We start from the raw sequence: 25845 nt of genomic DNA, 5'->3' as shown, positions 1-25845 counted from the left end.
AAGCCGCGGGACCAGGGCATCATCGCTTTGGGCGCGGCTGGGTACTTTTGCGATTCGTATTTGGGAATTCCCGCGTCGGAAATTTCTTGTTGATCGCATGATCAATAAGAAGGAAACTACTTTAGACTGTTCTGTGATGTCAAGCACCATACAGAAACGCGCTGCGCGGAAGACTCCGGCCGAACGCGCGGCCGAGATAGCAGATGCCGCCCGGGAAATAGCGCTCGAACAGGGACTCTCCGCCATTACGCTGCGCAACGTCGCAGCGCGGGTGGGCGTTGCGTCAGGACTCGTTGCGCATTACCAGCCCACTGTGGACGCGCTGGTGGCGGGCGTCTTTGCCGCCATTGTGGCGGAGGAGACCGAGGAGGTTTCCGGCCTTCTGGATGGCTTGCCGACTCCCTCGGAGCGACTCGGAATGCTCTTGGAAACGCTCATGGACGGCAGCCGTCTCGACGTCACAGCCATCTGGGTGGAGGCGTGGACCCTGGGGCGCCGGAACGAGGCGCTCGCAGCCTGTGTCCGTGAGCAGATGGATGCATGGCAGGCCGTGGTGCAGCGTGTTGTTGAGGCGGGGATCGAAGCCGGCGAGTTCGAGACGTCCGACGCGCCCTCTGTCGCTTGGCAAATCCTGGGTATGGTGGACGGCCTGAATGCCCAGGCGCTGGTGCGCTGGGACGGGGTCAGTAACCGCGGTTCGCACCTGGCCCACGCGGTGGAAGGCATGGTAGGTGCAGCCCGCGATTCGCTGCTGCCGGCCGGTGGGGATTAGTGAATCGGCATGAGGGCAGGCATCATGAAACCCCACATGTCGTCAATCCGTTTGAGGACGTCGCGCCGTTCGGTCAGCACGTTGGAAACCATCTGGACCCCCGTGAAGGACGCGACCAAATAGCGTGCGAAGTCTCCGGCGTCGACTTCGGGCCGCACGTCGCCCTCCACCTGGGCCTGGCGCGTCAGCATCTCCATGGTGTCGACCCAGTCCTGGTAGGGACCCTTGACGTCGGCATTGAATGCCGAGGCTTCGAATGTCAGGCGGATTCCGGCCCTGACGACGGGCTCGTCGAGTAGTTGTTGCCCGAATGTCCGGCACATTGCGATCATGGTTTCCAGTGCCGGCAACCCGGCGGCGGCGATCTTCTCTCCCGCGATACGCACGATGCTGTGCTGCTCGGCGATGACCGCCAGCGCCAGGTCTTCCTTCGACTTGAAATGGAAATAGAGCGCGCCCTTAGTGACCGAGGCGCGGTCAGTGACAGCGCTGAGGCTTGCATTCCCATAGCCGACCTCTTCAAAGATCGACGCTGCTCCCTCAATGACTGCTATCCGGGTAGCTTTGGCACGTTGCTGCATGATCCGCGTGGAGACCTCTCCAGGTTTCGGTGGAAGAAACAATCAAGATCACGAAAGAAACAGGCTACCATCGCGGCCGCAACGTTCAGCAGTGGCTGGGTTTACGACTGCACCGCACTTGTTCTGGAACCGACGGCGTTCGATTTCCTATCTCACATCGTTGTGGTTTAGTATTGACGAGTCGCTCCGGCAGGGATGGAAGTTCCGGCGGGCAAAGTTTGGGGCTGTGGCGCAGCTGGTAGCGCACCTGCATGGCATGCAGGGGGTCAGGGGTTCGAGTCCCCTCAGCTCCACTTCACGGCAGATATTCGAACAGTCGAGTACGTCTGCAGCAAGGAAAAGGGAATCACCCGTGCGGGTGGTTCCCTTTTTCGTCCCTACGTGGGAAGTGCGGGGCCTGAGAGGGTCAGTGTTACTCGGGCTTTGCTCCAAATTCTGCTGCGCTGACAAACTCGATGGCCGAGTAGGTTTCGTCGCCTACGACCCAGGCGTTGTGTCCCGGTGGAATGGTGTACGAATCTCCTTTGGAGATGCTGATCTTCTTGCCGTCGGTAGTCTCGACTTCCAGCGCACCAGCAACGCAATACCCCACGTGGTTGAGTTGGCAGGAATCGGTGTGGACCACCGGCTTGATGCAATCCGCCCAACTCCAGCCAGGCTCGAAGCTGAGGCGCCCGATGGTGTAGTCACCGACAGTGACGTTTTCCACCACGGTTTTATCCGGGCGCCGGATCTCATCCGGGGAATTGTGCGACTTTACTTCAAGCTGAGTGACGAGGTTGACAGTCATGGTCTGCTCACAAGGGAAGCGGGAGCCTGGTCTTCGAGGTCCGCAACGTGGCTCGCCCTTCGCAGCGGACCCTGGTGTCCTGGCTGCTTGCGGCGCGTGCCGTGTGTTCAGCAGCGTTCGGACGGTCGGTTACTTGCATTCTCCACCTTCCTCCGCCTCGCCTGTGTTGTCGAGGGTTCCTGAGGGGGATAGATTGGTGCACCGTGACTTTGACCGAGCTGGATGCACACCTTGAGACGCTGTTCGGCACCCTCCGCCGGTTCCCCGACGTCGAGGCCGAAAACCTGCAGGCACACGACGCCACCGACCGGCTCCTGCTTGAGACTGCGGCGGGCTACATCGGAAACCCGGAAACCCGCGTTGCGGTGATCGGTGACCGCTATGGAGCACTGACCCTGGGCGCTTTGACTGCCCTCGGGGTCGGGCATGTCCGGGTGACCCAGGACCTCTTCGCCGGCAGGCTCGCGCTGCAGCGGAACGCCGAATCGTCCGGGTTGTCCGGCCGCTTCGACCAGTTCGAGCTGGGAGCCGGGCTGCTCGATGGCGCCGAACTGGTGATCATGCAGTTGCCGAAGTCCCTCGCGGAACTGGAAGAAATCGTCGACGCCGTTGCGCGCTTTGCAGCGCCGGGAGCCGTCCTGCTGGCCGGAGGACGCGTCAAGCACATGTCCGTAGGGATGAACGCCGTCCTTGAACGTAGCTTTGGGTCGGTTCAACCGCAGCTGGCGCAACGGAAGTCACGTGTGCTGCTCGCCACCAATCCCACGCGGCCTGCCACTCCGCCGCCGTTCCCGGTCTCGGAGCAAAACACCGAGCTGGGGATGACGGTCTGTGCCCACGGGGGTGCGTTTTCGGGCACGAAACTGGATATCGGCACGCGCTTCCTCCTGGGCTTCCTGGACAGGATCCCCGAAGCCCGCCATGCGGTAGACCTGGGCTGCGGGACCGGGATCCTGGCCACGATGTACGCCCGGAGCCGTCCCAAGGCCCGCGTCACCGCGACCGACCAATCGGCCGCAGCAGTCGCATCCGCGAGGGCGACCGCGGCAGCGAACGGGCTGGCCGATCGAATCACTGTAGTCCAGGACGATGCCATGTCCACCTTCGATCCAGGCAGCGCCGATCTCATCCTGCTGAACCCGCCGTTCCACCTCGGCGCGAGCGTCCACGCCGGCGCGGCAACCAAGATGTTCGAGGCCGCCGCGCGGGTCCTCGCTTCCGGCGGCGAACTCTGGACCGTCTACAACAGCCACCTTCAGTACCGCGCGGCATTGGAACGGCTGATCGGTCCCACCACCGAAATCGGCCGGAATCCGAAATTCACGGTGACACGCAGCGTCAGGCGCTAGGCGAGGAGTGCTCCGACAGCAACTGCTCCACTCCGAAGCGCCCGATCCGCGCCATCACCGGATTGTCGTCCGAGAAGCTGAGCATCGCCGTCGCGAGGACCAGGGCCCAGCCGCGTGCCCGGGCCCAGGTGGCGGCATCCACGGCGCGTCCGAAGCCCGCCTTGAAACGGCGCCGACCGCCGTCGTCGAACATCAACCACGCGACCGCAAGATCGACGGCGGGATCCCCGGCTCCGAGGTCTCCGAAGTCGACGACGGCCGCGAGACGGCCATCAGGCCCAAGGAGGACGTTCCCCGGGTGGAGATCTCCATGCAGCCACACCCCTGGCCTGCTCCACGGCGGGGCGAGGCAAGCCTGGGTCCAAAGCGTCCGCAACCGCACCGCCTGCGGATAGCGGCTGGAATCGCCGAGCCGGTCAATGACCGCGGCAGACCTCGCTTCCAAACGCACGCCGCGGACCGGATTGACGGGCGCTCCCGGTGCGGCCGGAACGTGGATGGCGATCAGGAACGCGGCCAGGTCCTCGGCCGCTGCGTTCCGTGACTCTTGGGAAACCAGCCCCGCGTCGAGCCCCTCCAACCAGGGAGTCACGCTCCAAGGCCACGGATAGTCGGCAGAGGGCTGTCCGGAGTGGACGGGACCGGGCAGCGGCACGGGGGAGCGCGTCGCATACGCGGGGAGGTACTGCTGTTCATGCAGTATCAGTTGCGCCGCTGCCTCCCGGCGGGGCAACCGGACCGCCCACTCCTTGCCAAGCCGATAGATGACGTTGTCCCAGCCATTGGCCACCAACTCCAACGGCAGGTCCGAGAGCCCCGGCAACTGCTCCTTGAGCAAAGTCCGCACCAACCCTGCGGTGACGTCCTGCTCGGCCTTCGGCATGAGTGCCATATTCCTGTGCTTCCCATCAGCTGGATCGGGGTCCGTGACGCCCGGGCAGCGTGGGAGCATACCGGGACAAGCACACGTGCCGTACGATGCAAATGCAACAGCATTATTCGAATGATTTTAGGGGAATTCCGTGACTGAGATCCGCCAGCCGACTCCGAGGCGCGGAACCAATCTGCCACGCATGGGGGACTTCAACCTGACCGTCATCCTCGACGCAATCCGGCGTTCGTCGGGCGGACTGAGCCGGGTGGAACTCGCCCAAATCGTCGGCCTTTCACCGCAGACCATTTCGAATATCTCCCGCCGCCTCTTGGATCAACAGCTCATTGTGGAGGCAGGCAAGGAAGGCAGCGGTCCGGGTAAGCCACGCACCATCCTGCGCCTGAACCCGTCCGGAATGTACGCGCTTGGCGTCCACCTTGATCCCGCGGTCATCACCACTGTCGTCCTGGACCTGGTGGGCGACGTCGTCAAGCACTCCAGGATTCCCACCCCGGGCGGCTGCAATCCACAGCACGTCATCGCCGCCATCGCCGAGGAAATCAAGGCGCTCGTCGAAGATTCCGGTGTTGACACGGGAAAGATCGCAGGACTCGGAGTCGCGGCACCGGGACCCATAGACCTTGATCAGGGTACAGTCGTCGATCCGCCCCTCATGACGGGTTGGGACCGGGTGAACCTGAGGGACGCCCTCGCCGACGCCACCGGGTTTGAGACCCTTGTGGACAAAGACGTCACCAGTGCAGCTGTCGCCGAGACATGGGCAGGCGGCCCCAGTGGCACCGGAAGTTTCATTTTCATGTATATGGGCACCGGGATCGGCTGCGGGATCGTCTTGAACGACGAAGTTGTCCGTGGAACATCCGGCAACGCCGGCGAAATCGGCCATATCATTGTCGATCCGGACGGGCCCGAATGCGATTGCGGCCTGCGCGGGTGCGTCAAGTCTTCCTGCATCCCGCAGGTCCTCGTGGCGGAAGCCGAAGAGCAAGGTGTCCTGAACGGTGGCGCCAAGGGCACCGAAGGACCGGAAGTGCAGGAAGGCTTTGCCCGGCTTTGCGATGCCGCGGATGCCGGTGATGAACGCGCCATCGCGATCATTGATAAGTCGGCGGTCCTGGTCGCACGTGCGGTTGCGGTGGTGACCAACACCCTCGACGTCGAACGGGTCGTCTTTGGGGGGCCGTTCTGGGGCCGCTTGTCCGAACGCTACTTGGATCGCGTTCCTGCCCTGCTCGCCGCCAACAGTGCCGCCAACAGCATCCACGGCATCGAGGTTGTGGGGACAGGAGTGGGCGAAGACGTAGGCGCGATCGGTGCGGCCTGCCTGGTCCTGGAACATACGCTCGCGCCACGCGCCCAGCGGCTTCTGTTGGAAGGCTGAGGCATTCACGACATCCTGCTTAGCAGGGCTCCATTATCAATATTGGCAACAGGCTGGGCCAGCTGAAGTGTGGGGGCAGCAGCCGCTTGAAGATCGGAAAATCATGCGTCGCCCAGTCCGGATCGGAGCAGCACTGCTCGTGGCCGCAGGCCTTTTGGCGTCGGCCGCCTGCTCTGCCCAACCGCAAGCCATCGGCAAAACCGTCAAGATCGTCTATCAAAAGACGGATTCCTTCACCGCCCTGGACAAAGTGTTCCAGGACGCCAAGCAGGAATTCGAAGCAGCAAACGCTGGCGTCACCGTGGACTTGGAACCCATCCAGGCCAGCGACGACGACTATGGCACCAAGCTTGCGCTGGCCCAGCGTTCCCCTGACACCGCTCCGGACGTCTTCTACGAGGACACCTTCAAGGTCCGCTCGGACGTCGACGCCGGATACTTGCTCAAACTCGATTCGCAACTGGCCGCGTGGGACGAGTGGTCCAAGTTCAATGAGAGTGCCAAGGCCGCGGGGCGCAGTGACGACGGCAGTATCTATGCCGTCCCGCTCGGCACCGACACCAGGGCGATTTGGTACAACAAGAAAGTCCTCCAGAAGGCCGGCATACCGCTGCCCTGGCAGCCGAAAACCTGGGATGACATCCTGGCCGCGGCCCGCAAGATGAAGGCCGCCGATCCAAGTGTGATTCCCTTCAGCATGTACGCCGGAACAGGTACCGGTGAGGGAACGGTTATGCAGAGCTTCTACGAACTGCTTTATGGAACGGGAAGTTCGCTGTATTCGGAGAGCGACAAGAAATGGGTGGTGGGTTCCAAGGGATTCACCGACTCGCTCCAGTTCCTGAAGACCCTCTACGACGAGAAGCTTTCCGTGACACCCGCGGATGCGCTCGATTCGAATGTATGGAAGAAAGTCTTCGGACAGTGGCTCCCTCAGGGCAAAATGGGCGCCACCGTGGAAGGCTCCTACGCGCCGTCGTTCTGGCAGAAGGGCGGTTCCTACGAATGGGCCGGCTATGCGCAGGATATGGGAGTGGCGAAGTTCCCCACCCAGTTCGGCCAGGATCCCGGTGGCGTGAGCATGTCCGGTGGATGGACGCTCGCCGTCGGCGCGAAGACCAAGAGCCCTGACCTGGCCTTCAAATTCCTGACCACTGCCGTGAACAAGAAGAACGCGTTGGCCTTCGACATCAACAATTCACAGATCGCCGTCCGCACCGATGTCGCTTCCGATCCTGGTTACCTGGGGGCGAACCCCTTCGTGAAGGATGTTTCCGATCTGGTGGCAGTCACGCACTACCGCCCGGCGACGGCTGACTATCCGAAGATCTCCCTCGCCGTCCAACAGGCCACTGAGGCCGTCATCACCGGCAAGCAGAGCCCAGCGGAGGCCGCAGCCGAATACGACGCTTCGGTCAAGAATCTCGTGGGCGACGCCAAGACCATGCAGAAATGACGCATGGCTGTCCCTGATTCCCTGAGCCACGGTTCGATACGACGCAGATCCACCATCCAAGGGGCTCTTCGCCGCAGGCTCCGCTTGTTGCCGGTAGTGCCGTCAATCCTGCTGCTGGGCGTCTTCATGTTGGCACCTGTTGCGTGGTCCTTCTACTCGTCCTTCACCAACGTCGCGTTGTCCGGAAAGGCGGCCCTGAACCCGCAATGGCTCGGCTTCGACAACTACGCCCGGATGCTGACGGATTCCGTCTTTCCGCTCTCCGTGTGGTTGACGGTGGTCTTCGTGGCGGTCTCGGCGATCCTTGGACAGAACGCCCTTGGCCTGGCCATCGCCCTGTTGATGACCAGATCCGGGGGAGCAACGGCGTCGCTGGTGGGCACGGTCGTGGTTGCTTCGTGGATACTGCCGGAGATCGTGGCGGCCTTCGCGGCGTACGCGTACTTCAGCCAGGACGGCACACTCAACCAACTCCTGGGAATGTTCGGTGTCCAAGGCACCAACTGGCTCTATGCCTTTCCCATGGCCACGATCGTCCTGGCCAACGTGTGGCGCGGCACCGCATTCTCAATGCTGGTCTATAGGGCCGCGCTTTCCCAAGTCCCGCGCGATGTGTCCGAAGCCGCGCTCATGGACGGCGCCCGGGGTTGGCAACGCCTGGCCTTTATCACGCTTCCGATCATCCGCGGCAGCATCGCCACCAACCTGATGCTGATCACCCTCCAGACGCTCGCGGTCTTTACCCTCATCTGGGTGATGACGGCGGGTGGCCCCGCCAACGCGAGCACCACCTTGCCTGTGCTGGCGTACCAGGAAGCCTTCAAGCTCGGAGACATCGGATACGGCACTGCGATCGCTTCGATCTTGATCCTGATCGGCATGGTCTTCGGAGCTGTCTACGTCAGGCTGGTACGCGGGGCAAAATCGTGAGCTCCCTACGCCGCGCGCAGCGGCTCGCCGGGAACCGCACGACGCCGGTGGCCGGTGGGCGGCTCCGCGTCCGATTGGCTGCCAACGCGGCTTTGGCCGTGATCGGATTGTGCTTTGTGTTGCCCCTCGCGTGGCTGCTCCTTGCCTCCGTCGATCCGAACGCCGGATACGAGACGCGGTGGCCGCAATCGCCGTCGTTCGCTAATTTTGCCGCGGTCCTGACGCCCGGGCTGCTGTTCCAGCCGCTCGTGAACAGCTTCATTCTCTCCGCCGGAACCGCCGTCGTGAACCTGGCGGCTGCAGTGCTCGCGGCGTATCCGCTATCCCGCTACCAATCGCGGTTCAACAAGCCGTTCCTCTACGCGATCCTGTTCGGCACCTCGCTCCCGGTCACGGCGATCATGGTGCCGGTCTATGGCCTGTTCGTGCAGCTGCAATTGCTGGACTCGATGCCGGCGACCATCTTCTTCATGGCAACCACAACGTTGCCGATGGCTATTTGGATGACCAAGAACTTCATGGATTCCGTACCGCTTGAGCTGGAGGAAGCTGCCTGGATGGACGGTGCCTCGGGACTGGCCACGTTGCGGAGAATTGTCCTGCCGCTGATGAGGCAAGGGCTCGGCGTGGTGTTCATCTTCGTCTTCATACAGGCCTGGGGGAACTTCTTCGTCCCGTTCATCCTGTTGCTGTCCAACTCCAAGCAGCCGGCCTCGGTGTCCGTCTTCAGTTTCTTTGGCCAGCATGGAGCCATCGCCTATGGAGAACTCGCCGCTTTCTCCATCTTGTATTCGGTCCCGGTGCTCATTCTCTACACGGTGGTAGCCAGGGGCTCCGGCAGTGCGTTTGCACTTTCCGGCGCGATGAAGGGCTGATCAGGTATACCGGCACACGTGGCCTAGTCGATGTCCTCGACGATGGTGCCGTACGGGATCGAGTCATCCAAGTGCGCTTGGTGGCCGCTGGGGTTATAGACCACGCGGACTCCGTGAAGCTGGTCCGCGGCTGACTGCATCAGGATGGGGCGGACGGTCTGGACGAATCTTTCCTCTTTGCCTGCGAGGTACTCCTGGTAACTGGCGGGAAGCTGAATCATGGCAAAAGAATAGACCTGCCGGACCGTCCTGGGGAGGGCTTGCGGCGAGGATCCCATGGCGTACTATCTGCGGCCTGAACCCTGCCGACAGTCCGGGCGAAGAATCTTCAGAAATCAGGCGAAACGTAGCGTAAAAGTGCGTCTTAATTCGGTGAGGGAGTTGTGGTGCCCGGAGGCCCGATTTAGAGTCGTAACCAAGTTGCCGCGGTAACGTGTCAGCGATCCTCCGCAGGATCTGCCTCTTGAAGGCAGGCAGGAGGGTGTGGGTGCCCCCATGTGGGCCTGACATTTGCACACGGACAACTTCATTCCAGGCGTAACAGTCGCGGCTGCGCCCTGCTGGAGTTCGTTTCGTGTATCCCCAAACTCAATTCACCGATTCTGCAGTCCATGGACCTGGCTTTCCCGTCCGTGAACGCAGGCCCGCTGACACACAGCCAAGGACGCAAATGTCACCACCAAGCCTCATCGACACCCATCCAAACCTGACCGGCGCTGCCCCTGTGGCCCTGTCCTACGAACTTTTCCCGCCCCGCTCTCCAGCCGCCGCGGAGTCCCTTTGGACGACCATTGGGGAGCTCGAGGCCACGGACCCCGACTTCGTCTCTGTCACCTACGGTGCCAGCGGATCCAACCGGGACACCGCCGTCGAGCTCATCAACCGGCTGCTGCTGGAAACCACCCTGCGGCCCTTGGCCCACTTGACCTGCGTGGGAAACACCCCGCAGGAGCTGGCTGAGATCATCGGCGAACTCCTGGACAACGGCGTTCGCGGCATCCTTGCGCTGCGCGGCGACCTTCCGAAAGACAGCGGCCAGCCCGTTAACGGTGCGCTTCGTTACGCCCAGGACCTGGTCGAATTGATCCGCCGCGTGGAGCAGCGACGTTCGGCACTACTGTGCGCCGGCAAGATCGCCGTTGGCGTGGCGGCCTACCCCACACGCCACCCGGAGTCGCCGAGCGTGGAGCACGACGTCGAGGTGCTGCTCGCGAAGCAGCGCTCGGGCGCCGACTTCGCTATTACGCAGGTCTTCTTCCACACCGAGCAATATGCGGACCTGATCTCCCGCGCCCGGCGTGCGGGTGTCACCATCCCGATCATTCCGGGCGTCATGCCGCTGACCAGCCTCCGCCGGCTCAAGCGCCTCGGCGAGCTCACCGGCGTCGAACCGGCGCCGGAACTGATCGAACGCCTTGCGGCAGCGGACAGCGACGCGGAACGGCGCAGGATCGGAGTCCGCGCCACGGTGGACCTGGCCAACGCCGCCCTTCAGGCCGGCGCCCCCGGCATCCACCTGTACACCTTCAACGAGCACGCTTGCGCCTTGGACGTGTTGGACAAGCTTGCCTTGCCCCGACCGGCCCGGCCGGCCAGCCGGCTCAGCGCCATCGCCCGCCGGCAAGAACTCGTCAGCTGACCAGCCGACGCTGGTCCGCGACCCCTAGACACATCGATTTGCACCTACTGCCTCAAGGAAGTTCCCATGACTGAACAGAACACCACCCAGTTTCCCGCAGCCTCGATTCTCGGCTACCCGCGCATCGGCCGCCGTCGCGAACTCAAGAAGGCCGTTGAAGCCTACTGGGCCGGCAAGATCGACGGCGCGGCCCTTGACGCCGCTGCCAAGGACATTCAGCTGACCACCGCAAAGCGACTCCAGGAACTCGGCCTCAACGAAGCCGCCGCCGTTCCGGGCACCTTCTCCTTCTACGACCAGGTGCTCGACGCGACTGCACACCTCGGCGCCGTCCCGGCCCGTTTCGGCCAGCTGCTCAACGCCGAAGGCCAGCTCGATATCGATGGCTACTTCACGCTTGCCCGCGGCAACAAGGAGCAGCAGCCGCTGGAAATGACCAAGTGGTTCGACACCAACTACCACTACCTCGTTCCGGAAATCGGCCCGGAAACCGACTTCAAGCTCGCTTCCAACCGCATCGTCGAGGAATTCGAGCTCGCCCTCGCCAACGGCATCGAGACCCGCCCGTACATCGTGGGCCCGGTCACCTACCTGCTGCTCTCCAAGGCATCGGACGACGCTCCTGCCGGGTTCGCTCCGCTCTCCCGCCTCGAGGACGTGCTCCCGGTCTATGTTGAACTGCTCGGCAAGCTCGCCGCTGCCGGCGCCAGCTGGATCCAGCTGGACGAACCCGCACTGGTTGTTGACCAGGACACCCCGGCGACGGAAATCCAGGCTGCCACCGCCCGCGCGTACGAGGTCCTTTCCGGTGCAGCGGCTCGCCCGCAGCTCTTCGTCTCCACTCCCTACGGCTCCCTCGACGGACAGCTCGGCACCCTTGCCGCGACCAACATCGACGCCCTGCACATTGACGTCTTCAAGGGCGCGGTACCGTCCGCAGCCGCCCTGGCCGGCCTGGGCAACAAGACCCTGGTTGCCGGCGTCGTCGACGGCCACAACATCTGGCGCAACGACCTCGCTGCCTCCGCCGCCAAGCTGGACGAATTGAAGGCTGCAGCCGGAAAGCTTGCCGTCAGCACCTCCACCTCCACCCAGCACGTTCCCCACGACACAGCTGAGGAGACCCAGCTCTCGGAGCAGCTGCGCAGCTGGCTCGCATTCGCTGACCAGAAGGCCGTCGAGGTAAAGGTCCTGGCGGACTACCTGGCCAACCCGGCCTCCGCACAGGCCGCCATCGACGAAGCCTCCGCGGTGATCGCTTCCCGCGCCACCGCCGAAGGCGTCCAGCGCGCCGACGTCCGCGCCCGGACCGCTGCGCTCACCGAGGCCGACTTCAGCCGCTCCGAATACTCGGTCCGCGAGGCCGCCCAGGAAGCAGCGCTGCACCTGCCGCCGCTGCCCACCACCACCGTCGGTTCGTTCCCCCAGACCTCGGAAATCCGCTCCGCCCGTGCCCGCAACAACAAGGGCGATCTCACCAACGAGCAGTACGAACAGCTCATGAAGGACGAGATCAAGCGCGTCGTCGAGCTGCAGGAAGAGCTCGGCTACGACGTCCTGGTGCACGGCGAGCCGGAACGCAACGACATGGTCCAGTACTTCGCCGAGAACCTCGAAGGCTTCGACGTGACGGTCCACGGCTGGGTCCAGTCCTACGGCTCCCGCTGCACCCGTCCGTCCATCCTGTGGGGCGACGTGACCCGCTCGGCTCCCATCACGGTTGCCTGGGCCGAATACGCGCAGTCCCTCACCAGCAAGCCGATGAAGGGCATGCTTACCGGTCCGGTCACCATCCTGGCCTGGTCCTTCGTCCGCGACGACCAGCCGTTGGGGGAGACCGCCAACCAGGTCGGCCTGGCACTGCGGGACGAAATCGCCGACCTCGAAGCCGCCGGCATCAAGGTCATCCAGGTGGACGAGCCCGCGCTGCGCGAACTCCTGCCCCTGCGCAAGGCTGACCACGCCGCCTACCTGAAGTGGTCCGTCGACTCCTTCCGCCTGGCTACCGCCGGTGCTGCCGACGCCACCCAAATCCACACCCACCTCTGCTACTCGGAGTTCGGCGTGATCATCGACGCGATCGACGGCCTCGACGCCGACGTCACATCCATCGAGGCAGCACGCTCACGCATGGAGGTTGTCCACGACCTCGAGGCGCACCACTTCGGCCGCGGCGTTGGTCCCGGCGTCTACGACATCCACTCGCCGCGTGTTCCGGGCGAGGCCGAAGTCACCGAGCTGCTGTCCACCGCCGTCAAGCACGTTCCGTCCCGCCAGCTCTGGGTCAACCCGGACTGCGGCCTGAAGACCCGTGGCTACGCCGAGACTGAGGAGTCCCTGCGCAACCTGGTCAAGGCCACCAAGACGGTCCGCGCCGGACTGCTCGAAGCAGCCAAGTAGTGCTCACGTAGTTCAGACGACTGCTAGTACAAACAACGGCGGCCGGTCACCTCGAAAGGTGGCCGGCCGCCGTCGTACTTTTCAGTTCTGCCTCCGGTGTCAGGTCATTCCCAGAGGATCTCGTCGTCCACTACGCCGTCCTCGTCCGCAGCCGCTACCAGCAGCTCGTCGGTGAAGTGCGAGCCGAGGGTGAAATCCAGGACGAAATAGCGCTCCGGCTGGCCGGGGTAGATCGCGACATGACCTAGTTTGAGGGCCTTGAGGAAAACGTCCTTGGTGAGCTGCGTCCTGTCGCGGATGCCGAACACCGCCTGCAGTTGCTCTTCCTTGAGCTGGCTGCAGTGGAAATGGAGGAACTGCTGGGGGTTGGTGCCGTCCTGGTCCAGCTCCTCGGAAATCATGTCCCGGACCTGGTCCACCAGTTCGGGGAGGTAGCTCAGGCGGTAGTCCACCTTGTGGAGCGCCTTCTCGTCGAAGTGGTCATGTGCCGTGACGTTCAGATCCAGTTCGAGGGGATTTCCGGCGAGCTCGTGCGAGGCCACGTAGCAGTGCTCCCGCCCGTGGTTGAGCTCGATTTCCCCGAAATGCTTGCTCGCTACCTTGCTCATGTCTTCAAGATAGTCCCAAACAAGCGGCGTGTTCCAGCATCCGGGAAGATTTCAGGAGCGCGGTTTGGGCGTTGACTTTTGCGCCGATTTGGGCGTGGCGGCCGCGCTCCCTGCCAGGACCGCCGCGGTGCTTCCGCGAAGCGTGTCGGCCAGCAGTTCGGTGAAGAGCTGCACTTGCGCTGTGCGCTTCTCGTTGAGGAGCAGCGTGAACACATTGCGGGCGAGCCGGATGTCCGGCACATCCAGAACCACGACGCCGGGCGGCCGGTGCCGTAGCGCCAGCTCCGGAACGAGGGCGGCGCCGAGTCCCGCTGCCGCCATCTCGAGGCTCGCGTGGAAGTCATCGCTGTAGGCCACTACGCGCGGGTGCAGATTGCAACTGGCAAACAGTCGTTCGATCACTACTGCGTCACTGGTTCCTGGGTGGTGCATGATCCAGGGCATGTCGGAGAGCTGCGAGGCCTGCATTTCGGCGTCTTCCCGGATGCCCCACGATGCGGGGAGCACCACCCGGAAGTTGTCGTCGCCGATCCAGTGCCGTTCCAGGGTGTGGGGCCACGCGAGACCGGACTGGCCCACTTGGTACACGAGCGCCAGGTCCAGTTCGCCGCCGGTGCGCAGCCCTTGGATGGTCTGGGAAGGCTCGGCCACCCACACGCGGAGTTCAATGCCCAGCTTCTTCCAGCGCGGGTTCCGCAGGATGTCCGGCAGGACGTACGTTGCCAGGCTTGGGAAGATGCCAAGCCGCAGTTCCTGGATGGGGGAGTCCGTGCTCCTCGAGGCGGCAGCCAGCAGGGTCTCGACGTCGGTAAGCACCTTGGAGGCGTGGCGCACCATGGTCAGGGCGGCTTCGGTGGGAACCACGCTGCGCGCGGAGCGGTGGAAGAGTTCGACGCCGGTGTCCCGTTCCAGTGCCGCCATCTGTTGGGATACGGCTGAGGCGGTGTAGCCCAGCCGCCCGGCGGCGGCCGCGAAGGAACCGAGCCGCGTGACTTCAAGCAGCGTCCGCAGGTGGAGAAGGTTGACCATCAGTGATCCTTAGGCTCGGTGCCGGCCGAAAACCGTGCCCAGCCAGCATAGCGGTGTGAATTCGGTCTCCGCTGCGGCACCGCTGCGGCTCCGCTGGCTCCAGTGCGACACGCCGGTGACCAAGCGACACGCTGGCGATTAATTTGTGGCTAAGTAGTCCACAGGGTGTGGATTACGTCTACGGATTTGGCGGATTCCCGGACATTTTTACCCCCTTTGCCTGTGGACTACCGGTGCGTTAAATGACATACTTGTAATACATCATCTTGGGGTTCCGCTGAGGCGCTTGCACTACATGTAGTATCAATTTACGGATTGAGCGGGAAACCAGCACAAGACATGAATAGAGCGTTTGGCCGCCTCGGCGGCCCAGTGGGCCAGCATCGGACTCGGAACCGGAACCGGCGGGGCCTGCCGAACGAAGATCAGAGACTTCAACAAAGGGGACAGGAACCATGACTGTTACGGTTTACACGAAGCCGGCCTGTGTTCAGTGCAACGCAACCTACCGCGCACTCGACAAGAAGGGCATCGCCTACCAGAGCGTTGACATCTCCCAGGATGCCGAGGCCCTTGAGCGCCTGAAGGCCCTTGGATACATGCAGGCCCCCGTCGTGGTGACCGAGCAGGACCACTGGTCAGGATTCCGTCCGGACAAGATCGAAGAGCTGGCACTGGCTGCCGCTTCGGTGGCCTAGTCCTTCACGGCTGCGCCACAACAATTAAGTATTCCAAATGTAGTCGAGGTGACTCCCATGGCAGCGCTGGAAACAGCACCTGCTCAAGCAATGACCGAAGGTGTCAGCACGCGGAGTCACCTCATCTACTTTTCCTCCTCATCTGAGAACACCAAGCGCTTCGTCCAGAAGCTCGGCGTTGACGCGGCACGCATTCCGCTCCACGCCAAGGACGCGCCGCTGCTCGCACTGGAACCCTTCGTCCTTGTGCTGCCCACGTATGGCGGCACGAATGGTGAAGGATCAGTGCCCAAGCAAGTCATCAGGTTTCTGAACAACCCGCAGAACAGGGAACTGATCCGCGGCGTCATCGGAGCAGGAAACACCAACTTCGCGGAAAACTACTGCATGGCGGGGGACATCATCGCCACCAAATGCCGGGTTCCGCTTCTTTATCGATTCGAACTCATGGGGACCCCGGAAGATGTTGACCGGGTCAATCAAGGATTGGAAAAGTTTTGGACACGACTGTCGCAGATACAGAAGTAACCAGGTCCGAAGGGCAGGCCACCGCCGTGGAAGCAGTCAAGGCAACCAAGAAGCCATTGCCGGAGGCCTACAAGGGCCTTGGCTACCATGAGCTCAACGCCATGTTGAACCTCTACGGGCCGAACGGAGAAATCCAGTTCGAGGCCGACCGCGAGGCCGCGCATCAGTACTTCCTGCAGCACGTGAACAACAACACCGTTTTCTTCCATGACTTGGAAGAAAAGCTGGACTACCTGGTCAAGAACCAGTACTACGAGCGCGAGACCCTCGACCAGTACACGATGAACTTCATCCGTGACCTGTTCAACCGCGCCTACAAGAAGAAATTCCGCTTCGAGACCTTCCTCGGCGCCTTCAAGTTCTACACCTCGTACACGCTCAAGACTTTCGATGGCAAGCGTTTCCTGGAGCGCTACGAAGACCGCGTCTGCATGGTTGCCCTGCACCTTGCCCGCGGAAACGAAGAACTGGCCAGCCGCCTCGTCGACGAAATCATCGACGGCCGCTTCCAGCCCGCGACGCCCACGTTCCTCAACGCCGGCAAGGCCCAGCGCGGCGAGCTGGTCTCCTGCTTCCTGTTGCGCATCGAAGACAACATGGAGTCGATCGCCCGCGGCATCAACTCGGCGCTGCAGTTGTCCAAGCGCGGCGGCGGCGTAGCCCTCTCGCTGACCAACATCCGCGAGCACGGCGCCCCGATCAAGCAGATCGAGAACCAGTCCTCCGGCGTCATTCCGGTCATGAAGCTCCTCGAAGACAGCTTCTCCTACGCCAACCAGCTCGGTGCCCGCCAGGGTGCAGGTGCGGTGTACCTGCACGCCCACCACCCGGACATCTACCGCTTCCTGGACACCAAGCGTGAAAACGCCGACGAGAAGATCCGCATCAAGACGCTGTCCCTCGGCGTCGTGGTCCCGGACATCACGTTCGAGCTGGCCAAGAAGAACGAGGACATGTACCTCTTCTCGCCGTACGACGTCGAGCGGGTCTACGGCGTGCCGTTCTCGGACGTTTCAGTTACCGAGAAGTACTACGAGATGGTTGACGATTCCCGGATCAAGAAGACCAAGATCAACGCCCGCGAGTTCTTCCAGACCCTCGCGGAGATCCAGTTCGAGTCCGGCTACCCGTACATCATGTTCGAGGACACCGTGAACCGGGCCAACCCGATCGCCGGCAAGATCACCATGAGCAACCTGTGCTCGGAGATCCTGCAGGTTTCCACGCCCTCCATCTACAACGAGGACTTGACCTACGAGACGGTCGGCAAGGACATCTCCTGCAACCTTGGTTCGATGAACATCGCCAAGACCATGGATTCCCCGGACTTCGGCCTGTCGATCGAGACCTCCATCCGTGCCCTCAGCGCGGTGTCGGACATGTCCTACATCAACTCGGTTCCGTCCATCGCGCAGGGCAACGCCCAGAGCCACGCGATCGGCCTCGGCCAGATGAACCTGCACGGCTACCTTGCCCGTGAGCATGTCCACTACGGTTCCGAAGAAGGACTGGACTTCACCAACATCTACTTCTACACGGTGCTGTTCCACGCCCTCCGGGCCTCGAACAAGCTGGCCATCGAGACCGGTCAGCCCTTCGGTGGATTCGAGAACTCCACGTACGCAAGCGGCGAGTTCTTCGACAAGTACACCGAGCAGGAATGGGCCCCGGAGACCGAGCGCGTTCGCGAGCTCTTCGCTGGCATCCACATTCCGACGCAGGACGACTGGCGCGAGTTGAAGGCTTCCGTCATGGAGCACGGCATCTACAACCAGAACCTGCAGGCCGTGCCGCCCACCGGTTCCATCAGCTACATCAACAACTCGACGTCGTCGATCCACCCGGTGGCTGCCAAGATCGAAATCCGCAAGGAAGGCAAGATCGGCCGCGTCTACTACCCGGCTCCCTACCTCGACAACGACAACCTGGAGTACTACCAGGACGCGTACGAGATCGGCTACGAGAAGATCATCGACACCTACGCCGCCGCCACGCAGCACGTGGACCAGGGCCTGTCCCTGACACTGTTCTTCAAGGACACCGCCACCACGCGTGACATCAACAAGGCGCAGATCTACGCATGGCGCAAGGGCATCAAGACGCTCTACTACATCCGCCTCCGCCAGCTTGCGCTGGAAGGGACCGAGGTTGAGGGCTGCGTTTCCTGCATGCTGTAACCGATAACGGTTGTTTATTTGCGGCAGCCGCCGCGCCTGAAAACTGAAGAGTACGACGCCGGGTGAGCGCCCGGCGTCGTACGCTTACCTTAAAGAACACATACGTTAAGGGGACGAAATGACCGAGAAGGTCAAGCTGCTCAGCCACGTCGAAGCGATCAACTGGAACCGCATCCAGGATGACAAGGACGTGGAGGTCTGGAACCGCCTGGTCAACAACTTCTGGCTGCCTGAGAAGGTGCCGCTGTCCAACGACGTCCAGTCCTGGCACACGCTGACGCCTGAAGAGCAGCAGCTGACGATGCGCGTGTTCACGGGCCTGACCCTTCTGGACACCATCCAGGGCACGGTCGGCGCCGTTTCCTTGATCCCGGATGCCCTCACCCCGCATGAGGAGGCTGTGTACACGAACATCGCCTTCATGGAGTCGGTGCACGCGAAGTCGTACTCGTCGATCTTCTCCACCCTGTGCTCCACCAAGGAGATCGACGACGCCTTCCGCTGGTCCCTCGAGAACGAGAACCTGCAGAAGAAGGCGCAGATCGTCATGGACTACTACCAGGGCGACGATCCCCTCAAGCGCAAAGTGGCTTCCACGCTGCTGGAATCATTCCTGTTCTACTCCGGTTTCTACCTTCCGATGTACTGGTCCTCCCGTGCCAAGCTCACGAACACGGCAGACCTCATCCGCTTGATCATCCGCGACGAAGCTGTCCACGGTTACTACATCGGCTACAAGTTCCAGAAGGGGCTCGAAAAGGTCTCCGAGGAGAAGCGCCAGGAGATCAAGGACTACACGTTTGAGCTGCTCTTCGAGCTGTACGAAAACGAGGTCCAGTACACGCACGACCTCTACGACGGTGTCGGCCTGGCCGAGGATGTCAAGAAGTTCCTGCACTACAACGCCAACAAGGCCCTCATGAACCTCGGCTACGAGGCCATGTTCCCGGCTTCCGTCACGGACGTGAACCCGGCCATCCTTTCAGCCCTGTCACCCAATGCTGACGAGAACCACGACTTCTTCTCGGGGTCGGGTTCGAGCTACGTGATTGGCAAGGCTGTCAATACTGAGGATGAGGACTGGGAGTTCTAGTTCTCTTGTGAGATCGGGCCCTGCGCTGTAAACGTGCAGGGCCCGATTTGTAAGCCTTCCGGGATGGAATGGCCGCTGGCCCTTGATGTGGCACGCTTGCGGGCCGGAGTGCCGGGAGCCGGCGGCGGCACGGTTCTCCGGACTCGTCGCCGGAAACGAGGCCGACGACTCCGGCCCTCCGGCTGGATCGGCGCCCGAACACAGGGAGCTTTGAGAGTGCGACGTTGACGGCGATCGATTCTTCCTCGATGAGCCCATAGTCCTGAAATACGAAGGCCGCGTGTTGTTGTGCGACGACATTCCTGCCAATCCCATGGGAATCAATCCAGCCGATGAACTGTCCGACGGCGGTAGGGCTCCCTGAGTAAACGTAGGGACCATTGAGCGAAGCGGTTCCCAGTTCGCCGGATGGAAGCAGCTGGCCAGTCATTCCGGGCTTGAACCAGTCAATTTTCCGGGTCTCCGCCGAGGCATTCTGTCCGAATGCGTAGAGAGATCGGGAATTGAAGAAGTCGTTCGGGTCGGCGACGAGCTTGGCGAGCCGCAGGCCCGAGGCGTCTGCGATCGAATCCAGATCCGCGATGGCTTGGTCTTTTGTCAGCTGGCTGTGGGTGAAGTCAAGGCGCACCTTGAAATCTGCTCCCAATGGGAAGGCATCGTCGGCTGTGGAGATAACAATCCCGGCGAGAATGGATAGGAAAATGGCGATGCCGAACGATGTCAGCCGCACAAGAGTTTTGAGCATTTAGACGTGGTCCCCCGTAGGATTGGCCCTTGCCGCAGCGGGCCTTCAAAGCTCGCCAACGGGTTAGTCCGAGTAGATCCCGGTGTTATACCCGTAATTCCACGTTCCACCCTCAGCTGGGTACTGGGTCCAAGCATTAGCAGCCACGGCGCCCGTCGCTGCAAGAACTCCGGTCAAGGCAAGGCTTGCCATCACCCTCTTCGCTTTCATGATTTCCCCTATTTTTCAGATGCGAAGACCACGGTGAGACCGCTGTCAATTGCTACGCGGCGTGTTACTGCGCGACGGCGGATCATCGACCACAAGCCTTAAACCCGAAAACAGCCCCTCACCGCCAGGGAACGACGAGGGGCTGCCTGATGCCGGCCCACCTTCTAATGGAGGGGGCATTCCGGCAACGGTCCGGACTCGGACAGGGAACCAGCATAGGCGTGAGTGGGCAAAAATAGCAAGCATGCTTATGGTTTTGACGAAGTCCCAACTTTTGCTGCGTAGGAACTTTAAGCCTCCCCCCGGTTCAGTCGGTTGCCTAACGCCACTGTGCGGGAAGATCAAGGAACGGCTCTTGCCGGTCGGTACTGCCGTAGGGAAGGCCGGTCCTCAGGTTGAAGCCGGCCAATCGGCTGCCATCGTCGGCACCGCCAAACTGCCCCACCTGCGCCGGAACATCGAGGCCGCCGGCCGAGGCCCCCTCCCGGCTGAACTCCTGGAAGGCATCGACCGTAGGTGGCGCGACGTCGGCTGGCTGCGATCAACGCTGCGCTTGAGGCCTTCGGCAAGGCCAATGCCATCGACCTCGCTCCGGTTCGGGTCAACGTGATCGCCCCCGGCCTGGTGGACACCCCGGCCTACGCCGGAATGCCCGAAAAGATGCGCCGAGGCATGCTCGCCGGCTACGCAGCGAACGTGCCTGCCGGCCGCGCGGGACTGCCCGACGACGTCGCCACCGCGGCCGTGTTCCTGATGGGAAACACCTTCATCACGGGCACTGTCCTGGACGTCGACGGCGGGGTCCAGATCAGCTGATGGCTAACCATTCGGATTCCGCGCCGAACAAAAACCTGTATGAGCAAGCCGCAATCTGTATCTAGCAAGGAGATCCATCCATGAAGACCGCAATCCTCGGAACCGGCACAGTTGGCCGCACCATCGCGGCCCGCCTCATTGAACTTGGCCATACCGTCACCATCGGAACGCGTAACCCCGAGACCACCTTGGCCCGCACCGAGTCCGACGCCATGGGCACCGCACCGTTCGCGGCCTGGGCCGCGGAGAATCCCGGGACCACCCTGGCAGGCTTCGCCGATGCGGCTGCCGGCGCCGAGCTCATCATCAACGCGATCAACGGCAGCGCTTCCCTGGACGTCCTGGCCCAGGCCGGGGCCGGGAACCTTGAGGGTAAGATCATCCTGGACATCGCCAACCCGCTGGACTTCAGCAACGGGATGCCGCCCACCCTGTTCGTCAAGGACACCGACTCCCTCGGCGAGCAGATCCACCGCGCTTACCCGCAAGCGCGGGTGGTGAAGTCCCTGAACACCCTCAACGCCGGCCTCATGGCCTATCCGGACCGCCTCGGCGACCCCGGCACGGTCTTCGTTTCAGGTAACGACGCCGAGGCCAAGGACACCGTCACCGGGCTCTTGAAAGAGTTCGGGCACCGTGATGTGATCGACCTCGGCGACATCACCACCGCCCGCGGCACCGAGATCCTCCTGCCCGTCTGGCTCCGCCTCTGGGGCGCCCTCGGCACACCCGAGTTCAACTTCAAGATTGTCCGCTAATTTCCAAACCACAGCCGTGCCCCCATCCTGGGGGGCGCTGCCGACCGCATGCCACTGACGACGAAAGAGACCATCACCATGAAAGCTGTCCAATTCGCCAATCCCGGCACTTCCCTTGAGGCCGTCGAGCTCGATGTTCCCGAGGTTCCCCGCGGGCATGTCCTGATCAAGGTCGCGGCGAGCGGCATCTGCCACAGCGACGCCATGGGCGCGGCAGGCTTCGCCTCGTCCTACCCGCGGACACCAGGCCACGAGGTCGCCGGAACCGTCGAGACCGTAGGCGAAGGCGTCACCCGCTGGACACCGGGCCAGCGCGTGGGCGTGGGTTGGTTCGGCGGGGCATGCTTCGAATGCGAATCGTGCCAGCGCGGGGACTTCATCTCCTGCAAGGTCGGAAAGACCACCGGCCTGACCTCCGACGGCGGCCACGCCGAGTACCTGGTCGCCCCGGCCGACGCCCTCGCACTGATCCCGGACGCACTCAGCTTCGCCGACGCGGCCCCCCTGATGTGTGCCGGCGTCACCACCTTCAACGGGCTCCGCCACAGCTGCGCACGCCCCGGAGACCTGGTCGCAGTTCTGGGACTCGGCGGCCTCGGCCACCTCGGCGTCCAGTTCGCCGCGAAGATGGGCTTTGAAACCGTAGCCATCGCCCGCGGCGCCGAAAAGGAATCCTTCGCCAAGGAGCTCGGCGCACACCACTACATCGACAGCACCACCACCGACGTCGCGGCTGAACTCAAGCGACTCGGCGGCGCCACCGTCGTTCTGGCGACTGTCACCGACGCCGAGGCGATGTCCGTCACCGTACCGGGGCTGAGCGCCCGTGGGCGGCTCGTCGTTCTGGGCGTTCCGCACACACCGCTCGCCGTGAACGCGGGTGACCTCGTCGGCGGCAGCCGCACCATCGCCGGCCACGCTTCAGGCACCGCGAAGGACTCCGAAGACACCCTCCGCTTCGCCGCGCTGACCGGCGTTCGCCCGATGATCGAGACCTACCCGCTGGAGAAGGCAGCAGAAGGCTTCGACCGTATGATGTCAGGTCGTGCACGCTTCCGCGTCGTCCTCACCAACGACTAACTTCCGCCAAGCCGGCCTCCTGCAGATACCCTGAAAGAAGCACAGCCCGCCCATGACCGCGCCCCGCACCCTTGTCATCGTCGCCCATCCGGACCTGAATACCTCCCGGATCACCGCTCAGCTCGCCGGGGCCCTCACTGACCTGGACGGTGTAACCGTCCGGGACCTCGGGTCCATCTACCCGGACCGGCGATTCGACGCCGCCCGGGAGCAGCAGCTCCTGCGGGAGCACGACATGATCGTGCTGCAGTTTCCCTGGCACTGGTACTCCGTTCCCGGCGTGCTGAAGGAGTGGATGAACCAAGTCCTTACCTACGGCTTCGCCTACGGTGCAGGCGGGGACGCTTTGCACGGCAAGCGTCTGCAGCTGGTCATCTCCACGGGCGGCCCGGAGTTGTCCTACACGGCCACAGGACACAACCGCTTCACTATGGCCGAACTGCTGCGACCCTTGGAAGCCTCCGCCCACCTGTGCGGGTTGGAGATGGCGGAACCCCTGATCCTTCACGCCGCGCCCAGGGTGAGCCACGATGAACTGGCCGCGCACGCCGTGCGCTACCGGAAGCTGCTGTCGGCCGTCCCCGCCGGCGCGAGCCGAGCCTGAGCGCACGAGTGCACTGCTAAAAGTCGCCCGTCCTGGAAAGCGGAATGATGCAAGCACTCCTGGTGGACAGACCGGGAGCAGGGGCAGTCTTCGGCTCCATCCATCTGCTGATGTGCCCTACATCCTCCATTCGAAGCAAAGCGGCGCTGGCTGGAAGACGCTGGTCATTGTTAGTCTCGGCCCATGGCCGGATTTCCTCAGTTACTTCACACGGTTCTCGACACTACAGATGTGCGAGGACTGGCGGAGTTCTACCGCCAGCTTCTCGGACTCCAGTACCGGTCAGGAGACGAGCCCGCCGCCGAGGGCTTCCCTGATGATGTCGACTGGCTTGTCCTCACTGATGCGCAGGGCGTTCGTAAGCTCGCTTTTCAGCAGGTTGATCATTTGAAGCGGACGACGTGGCCTTCGCCTGATGTGCCAATGCAGATGCACCTCGATTTCACTGTTCCTGACCGGGAAGCCCTCACACATCAACACTCCAGGGCACTGGCATTAGGGGCCGAGCTCCGCTTTGATCGTTCGGAGGATCCGAATGAGCCGCTGTTCGTCTACGCCGATCCGGCCGGTCATCCGTTCTGCATCTTCGTAGGCTAACGCGAGCATGAAATCCCCGAGCTTCCCGCTCCGGGTAAGCAGAGGCCGGGCAACCACAGGGGCTGCCCGGCCTCTGCCGGAATACTCCCCGGCCTCTGCCGGAATAAAGGATGCTGTTATGCAGTCGGTGCCGCGGCCGCCGCTTTCTTTTCGAGAGCCTCGGCAGCCTTCTGGATCTGGGCACCGTATCCGCCGTTCAGCGCGGTGTCCTTGATCTTTTTGGCCTGGGCGTCCAAGTCGGCCGGCGCTGCCGCCTTGAGGGTCTTCAGGTCAGCCTGCAGGTTGGCAGGGAGCTTCGCGAGAAGCTTCGGGTGGCTGATGACCTGGTCGGCGACCTTCTGGAATCCGGCGCCCGGGTTGGCCGAGCTGAAAGCCTTGCGCAGTTCCGAGCGCAGGCCGGCGGAGCCGGTCGCGTTCTTCTCGGCAGCTTCGGCGCGCTTCTGGATGTCTGCGCCGTACCCGCCGGACAGGGCCGTGGTCTTGATCTTGTAGGCCGCGGCCACCCGGTCAGCCGGTGCGGCAGCCTTGAGGGCGTTCACATCCGCCTGCAGCGCGGCGGGGAGTTTGGCGAATACCTGCGGGTGATTCACCAGGGCGGTAGCGGCCTTCGCTGCGCGGTCACCTGCAGCCTGCGGGCTGTTCGCCTGGATGTGCAGGAAAGCCCCGACGCCGGACATGCCGGCGCGGGCGCCTGTCTTGGCTTGGGAGGACGGGGTAGCCGTTGACGTCGCCGAGGGGGACGGAGACGTGGGGGATGCTGAGGCGGCACTGATGCCCACGGTGGCAATGGCGCCGGCAGCGATGACCGCTGCTGCTCCTACGCCGAGGCGGGTCTTCAATGTGGGGGTTGTCGGCATTTCTACCTATTTCCTTCCGCTTTCGAATCGTTTGCGGGCCGGGGTGTTTCCGACCCGCAACTACTGTACGAGCCGATGCTGGGCGATAACTGAAAGAGGTCTCCCTGTTTTCTGGTTCCTCCGTAGGGAATAGGGTGGAGGATTTTCCCTACGGCGGCGGTGTCGACTCCAGGTTTCACAGGAACACGACAGGTTCCCTCTGTAACGTCCGTCCGGATGGATGTACAACCGCAACCCACCGCAGCCACGGATGATGTGCCGGGCTGGCGATTGACCACGAAACGGGCGAAGGCGGAGACCGTGGCCATCTTCGCCGCCGTCGTTCTCTACGCGGCCTTCCTCTTAAGGTTGCTTCTCTTCTCTCGCGCACCGGGTTCCGAGAGCTCGATAAATCTCATCCCGTTCGCGAGTATCGCGGAATATGTGTCCAGCCACTCGTCCGGGACCGGGAGGGTGGCATTCGCCAACGTCGTCGGGAACATCCTGATCTTCGTCCCGCTTGGAGTCTACGTATCGTGGTTCCGACCTCGGGCGAGCGCATGGCTGACCATGCTCACGGTCGCCTCGGTCAGCGTCGCCGTAGAGATCATTCAGGGCGCGTTTGCGGTTGGAGCATCGGACATCGACGACGTGATCCTGAACTGCGTCGGAGGAATCATCGGAATCCTCACATTCAGGCTGCTTTCGGCGACCCTGCGCAAGCAATCCCTAGTGCGGACCGCGATTGCCGTGTTGTCAGTGCTTTCGCTGCCCGTCTGGTGCTACTTCCTCTTCATCGTCCGGCTGCACATGTGAGCACAAGCCACCACTACGAAAAAGGGCGCTCCGGCGCCTCGATGCGATCGCTAACGGACAGTCGCCGGCTGGTCATGTGCCCTGGCCAGGTGCCAAAATGGGCCTCATGTTCCGCAGACCTCGTGACGCCGACCTATCTAGGCGGCAGTGACCTACCCGTAATCCCGTGGGATGGACGCTGC

The 25845-nt window shown here is 62.8% G+C and carries 26 protein-coding genes and 1 tRNA gene; 19 read left to right on the top strand and 8 right to left on the bottom strand.

What is annotated here, in order from left to right; genetic code table 11:
- The first annotated feature begins 136 nt into the window (after window positions 1–136).
- Window positions 137–772, top strand: a complete 636-nt coding sequence (locus tag J2S96_RS10155) for a TetR/AcrR family transcriptional regulator (RefSeq protein WP_306862601.1) — start codon at window positions 137–139, stop codon at window positions 770–772.
- On the opposite strand, the gene J2S96_RS10150 is transcribed toward J2S96_RS10155, so the two are convergent.
- Window positions 769–1353 (bottom strand): ScbR family autoregulator-binding transcription factor, encoded by a 585-nt coding sequence (locus J2S96_RS10150; RefSeq protein ID WP_306862599.1) that lies wholly within the window; start codon window positions 1351–1353, stop codon window positions 769–771. The two genes, J2S96_RS10155 and J2S96_RS10150, sit on opposite strands and share 4 nt — an antisense overlap.
- Before the next feature lie 220 nt (window positions 1354–1573).
- Between J2S96_RS10150 and J2S96_RS10145 the strand changes: the two genes are divergently transcribed.
- A tRNA-Ala gene (locus J2S96_RS10145) sits at window positions 1574–1646 on the top strand.
- A 119-nt stretch (window positions 1647–1765) separates the two neighbouring features.
- Here J2S96_RS10145 and J2S96_RS10140 read toward each other — a convergent pair.
- Window positions 1766–2143: a cupin domain-containing protein gene (locus tag J2S96_RS10140; RefSeq protein ID WP_306862597.1), complete on the bottom strand. Its 378-nt coding sequence runs from the start codon at window positions 2141–2143 to the stop codon at window positions 1766–1768.
- Between the two features lie 209 nt (window positions 2144–2352).
- On the opposite strand from J2S96_RS10140, the gene J2S96_RS10135 reads away from it, so the two are divergent.
- On the top strand, window positions 2353–3492 hold the full coding sequence (locus J2S96_RS10135; protein ID WP_370873076.1) for a class I SAM-dependent methyltransferase: 1140 nt from the start codon (window positions 2353–2355) through the stop codon (window positions 3490–3492).
- On the opposite strand, the gene J2S96_RS10130 is transcribed toward J2S96_RS10135, so the two are convergent.
- Window positions 3482–4384, bottom strand: coding sequence for an aminoglycoside phosphotransferase family protein (locus J2S96_RS10130; protein ID WP_306862591.1), 903 nt, complete (start codon window positions 4382–4384; stop codon window positions 3482–3484). The two genes, J2S96_RS10135 and J2S96_RS10130, sit on opposite strands and share 11 nt — an antisense overlap.
- A 130-nt stretch (window positions 4385–4514) precedes the next feature.
- Between J2S96_RS10130 and J2S96_RS10125 the strand changes: the two genes are divergently transcribed.
- The 4 genes from J2S96_RS10125 (at window position 4515) to J2S96_RS10110 (ending at window position 9029) form a co-directional block, all read left to right on the top strand.
- A complete protein-coding gene (locus J2S96_RS10125; RefSeq protein WP_306862588.1) occupies window positions 4515–5768 on the top strand; it encodes an ROK family protein in 1254 nt (417 codons plus the stop codon).
- A 103-nt stretch (window positions 5769–5871) separates the two neighbouring features.
- Window positions 5872–7224, top strand: a complete 1353-nt coding sequence (locus tag J2S96_RS10120) for an extracellular solute-binding protein (RefSeq protein ID WP_306862586.1) — start codon at window positions 5872–5874, stop codon at window positions 7222–7224.
- Window positions 7225–7350: 126 nt separating this feature from the next.
- Window positions 7351–8154, top strand: coding sequence for a carbohydrate ABC transporter permease (locus tag J2S96_RS10115; RefSeq protein ID WP_306862819.1), 804 nt, complete (start codon window positions 7351–7353; stop codon window positions 8152–8154).
- A gap of 47 nt (window positions 8155–8201) precedes the next feature.
- Complete coding sequence (locus J2S96_RS10110) at window positions 8202–9029, top strand: carbohydrate ABC transporter permease (RefSeq protein WP_306862816.1); 828 nt, start codon at window positions 8202–8204, stop codon at window positions 9027–9029.
- Between the two features lie 23 nt (window positions 9030–9052).
- Here the strand turns inward: J2S96_RS10110 and J2S96_RS10105 are convergent, their stop codons facing one another.
- The gene (locus J2S96_RS10105; RefSeq protein ID WP_306862584.1) at window positions 9053–9250 is read right to left on the bottom strand and encodes a hypothetical protein; all 198 of its coding nucleotides are present in this window, start codon (window positions 9248–9250) and stop codon (window positions 9053–9055) included.
- Window positions 9251–9699: 449 nt separating this feature from the next.
- On the opposite strand from J2S96_RS10105, the gene J2S96_RS10100 reads away from it, so the two are divergent.
- A complete protein-coding gene (locus tag J2S96_RS10100; RefSeq protein WP_306862581.1) occupies window positions 9700–10668 on the top strand; it encodes a methylenetetrahydrofolate reductase in 969 nt (322 codons plus the stop codon).
- 66 nt (window positions 10669–10734) lie between these two features.
- The gene (gene metE / locus J2S96_RS10095) at window positions 10735–13068 is read left to right on the top strand and encodes a 5-methyltetrahydropteroyltriglutamate--homocysteine S-methyltransferase (protein ID WP_306862580.1); all 2334 of its coding nucleotides are present in this window, start codon (window positions 10735–10737) and stop codon (window positions 13066–13068) included.
- Window positions 13069–13172: 104 nt separating this feature from the next.
- Here metE and J2S96_RS10090 read toward each other — a convergent pair whose 3' ends face one another.
- A complete protein-coding gene (locus J2S96_RS10090; RefSeq protein WP_306862577.1) occupies window positions 13173–13676 on the bottom strand; it encodes a DUF2004 domain-containing protein in 504 nt (167 codons plus the stop codon).
- Between the two features lie 51 nt (window positions 13677–13727).
- On the bottom strand, window positions 13728–14705 hold the full coding sequence (locus tag J2S96_RS10085; RefSeq protein WP_306862574.1) for a LysR family transcriptional regulator: 978 nt from the start codon (window positions 14703–14705) through the stop codon (window positions 13728–13730).
- 455 nt (window positions 14706–15160) lie between these two features.
- Here J2S96_RS10085 and nrdH point away from each other — a divergent pair, with 455 nt between their 5' ends.
- The 4 genes from nrdH (at window position 15161) to nrdF (ending at window position 19201) form a co-directional block, all read left to right on the top strand.
- A complete protein-coding gene (nrdH, locus tag J2S96_RS10080; protein WP_028267421.1) occupies window positions 15161–15403 on the top strand; it encodes a glutaredoxin-like protein NrdH in 243 nt (80 codons plus the stop codon).
- A 57-nt stretch (window positions 15404–15460) separates the two neighbouring features.
- Entirely contained in the window at window positions 15461–15931 is a 471-nt protein-coding gene (gene nrdI / locus J2S96_RS10075) for a class Ib ribonucleoside-diphosphate reductase assembly flavoprotein NrdI (RefSeq protein WP_306862570.1), read from the top strand.
- Window positions 15932–15987: 56 nt separating this feature from the next.
- On the top strand, window positions 15988–18108 hold the full coding sequence (gene nrdE, locus J2S96_RS10070; RefSeq protein WP_306862813.1) for a class 1b ribonucleoside-diphosphate reductase subunit alpha: 2121 nt from the start codon (window positions 15988–15990) through the stop codon (window positions 18106–18108).
- A gap of 118 nt (window positions 18109–18226) precedes the next feature.
- Window positions 18227–19201 carry a class 1b ribonucleoside-diphosphate reductase subunit beta gene (gene nrdF, locus J2S96_RS10065; RefSeq protein WP_074590806.1) on the top strand — a complete coding sequence of 325 codons (975 nt, stop codon included), beginning with the start codon at window positions 18227–18229 and terminating at the stop codon, window positions 19199–19201.
- On the opposite strand, the gene J2S96_RS10060 is transcribed toward nrdF, so the two are convergent.
- Complete coding sequence (locus J2S96_RS10060; protein WP_306862567.1) at window positions 19170–19946, bottom strand: hypothetical protein; 777 nt, start codon at window positions 19944–19946, stop codon at window positions 19170–19172. The genes nrdF and J2S96_RS10060 overlap by 32 nt on opposite strands.
- Before the next feature lie 726 nt (window positions 19947–20672).
- On the opposite strand from J2S96_RS10060, the gene J2S96_RS10055 reads away from it, so the two are divergent.
- The 5 genes from J2S96_RS10055 (at window position 20673) to J2S96_RS10035 (ending at window position 24011) form a co-directional block, all read left to right on the top strand.
- Entirely contained in the window at window positions 20673–20972 is a 300-nt protein-coding gene (locus tag J2S96_RS10055) for an SDR family oxidoreductase (protein ID WP_306862566.1), read from the top strand.
- A gap of 80 nt (window positions 20973–21052) precedes the next feature.
- Window positions 21053–21730 (top strand): NADPH-dependent F420 reductase, encoded by a 678-nt coding sequence (locus J2S96_RS10050; protein WP_306862563.1) that lies wholly within the window; start codon window positions 21053–21055, stop codon window positions 21728–21730.
- A gap of 78 nt (window positions 21731–21808) precedes the next feature.
- Complete coding sequence (locus J2S96_RS10045) at window positions 21809–22810, top strand: alcohol dehydrogenase catalytic domain-containing protein (RefSeq protein WP_306862561.1); 1002 nt, start codon at window positions 21809–21811, stop codon at window positions 22808–22810.
- 52 nt (window positions 22811–22862) lie between these two features.
- Entirely contained in the window at window positions 22863–23414 is a 552-nt protein-coding gene (locus J2S96_RS10040) for an NAD(P)H-dependent oxidoreductase (RefSeq protein ID WP_306862557.1), read from the top strand.
- A gap of 183 nt (window positions 23415–23597) precedes the next feature.
- Window positions 23598–24011 (top strand): VOC family protein, encoded by a 414-nt coding sequence (locus J2S96_RS10035; protein ID WP_306862554.1) that lies wholly within the window; start codon window positions 23598–23600, stop codon window positions 24009–24011.
- A 116-nt stretch (window positions 24012–24127) separates the two neighbouring features.
- Here the strand turns inward: J2S96_RS10035 and J2S96_RS10030 are convergent, their stop codons facing one another.
- The gene (locus J2S96_RS10030; RefSeq protein WP_306862551.1) at window positions 24128–24868 is read right to left on the bottom strand and encodes a hypothetical protein; all 741 of its coding nucleotides are present in this window, start codon (window positions 24866–24868) and stop codon (window positions 24128–24130) included.
- 216 nt (window positions 24869–25084) lie between these two features.
- Between J2S96_RS10030 and J2S96_RS10025 the strand changes: the two genes are divergently transcribed.
- A complete protein-coding gene (locus tag J2S96_RS10025) occupies window positions 25085–25663 on the top strand; it encodes a VanZ family protein (RefSeq protein ID WP_306862548.1) in 579 nt (192 codons plus the stop codon).
- The last annotated feature ends 182 nt before the right edge of the window (window positions 25664–25845 follow it).

This window comes from Arthrobacter bambusae (assembly GCF_030812595.1).
Lineage (GTDB): Bacteria > Actinomycetota > Actinomycetes > Actinomycetales > Micrococcaceae > Arthrobacter > Arthrobacter bambusae_B.
This window is presented reverse-complemented; position numbering and strand designations above follow the sequence as displayed.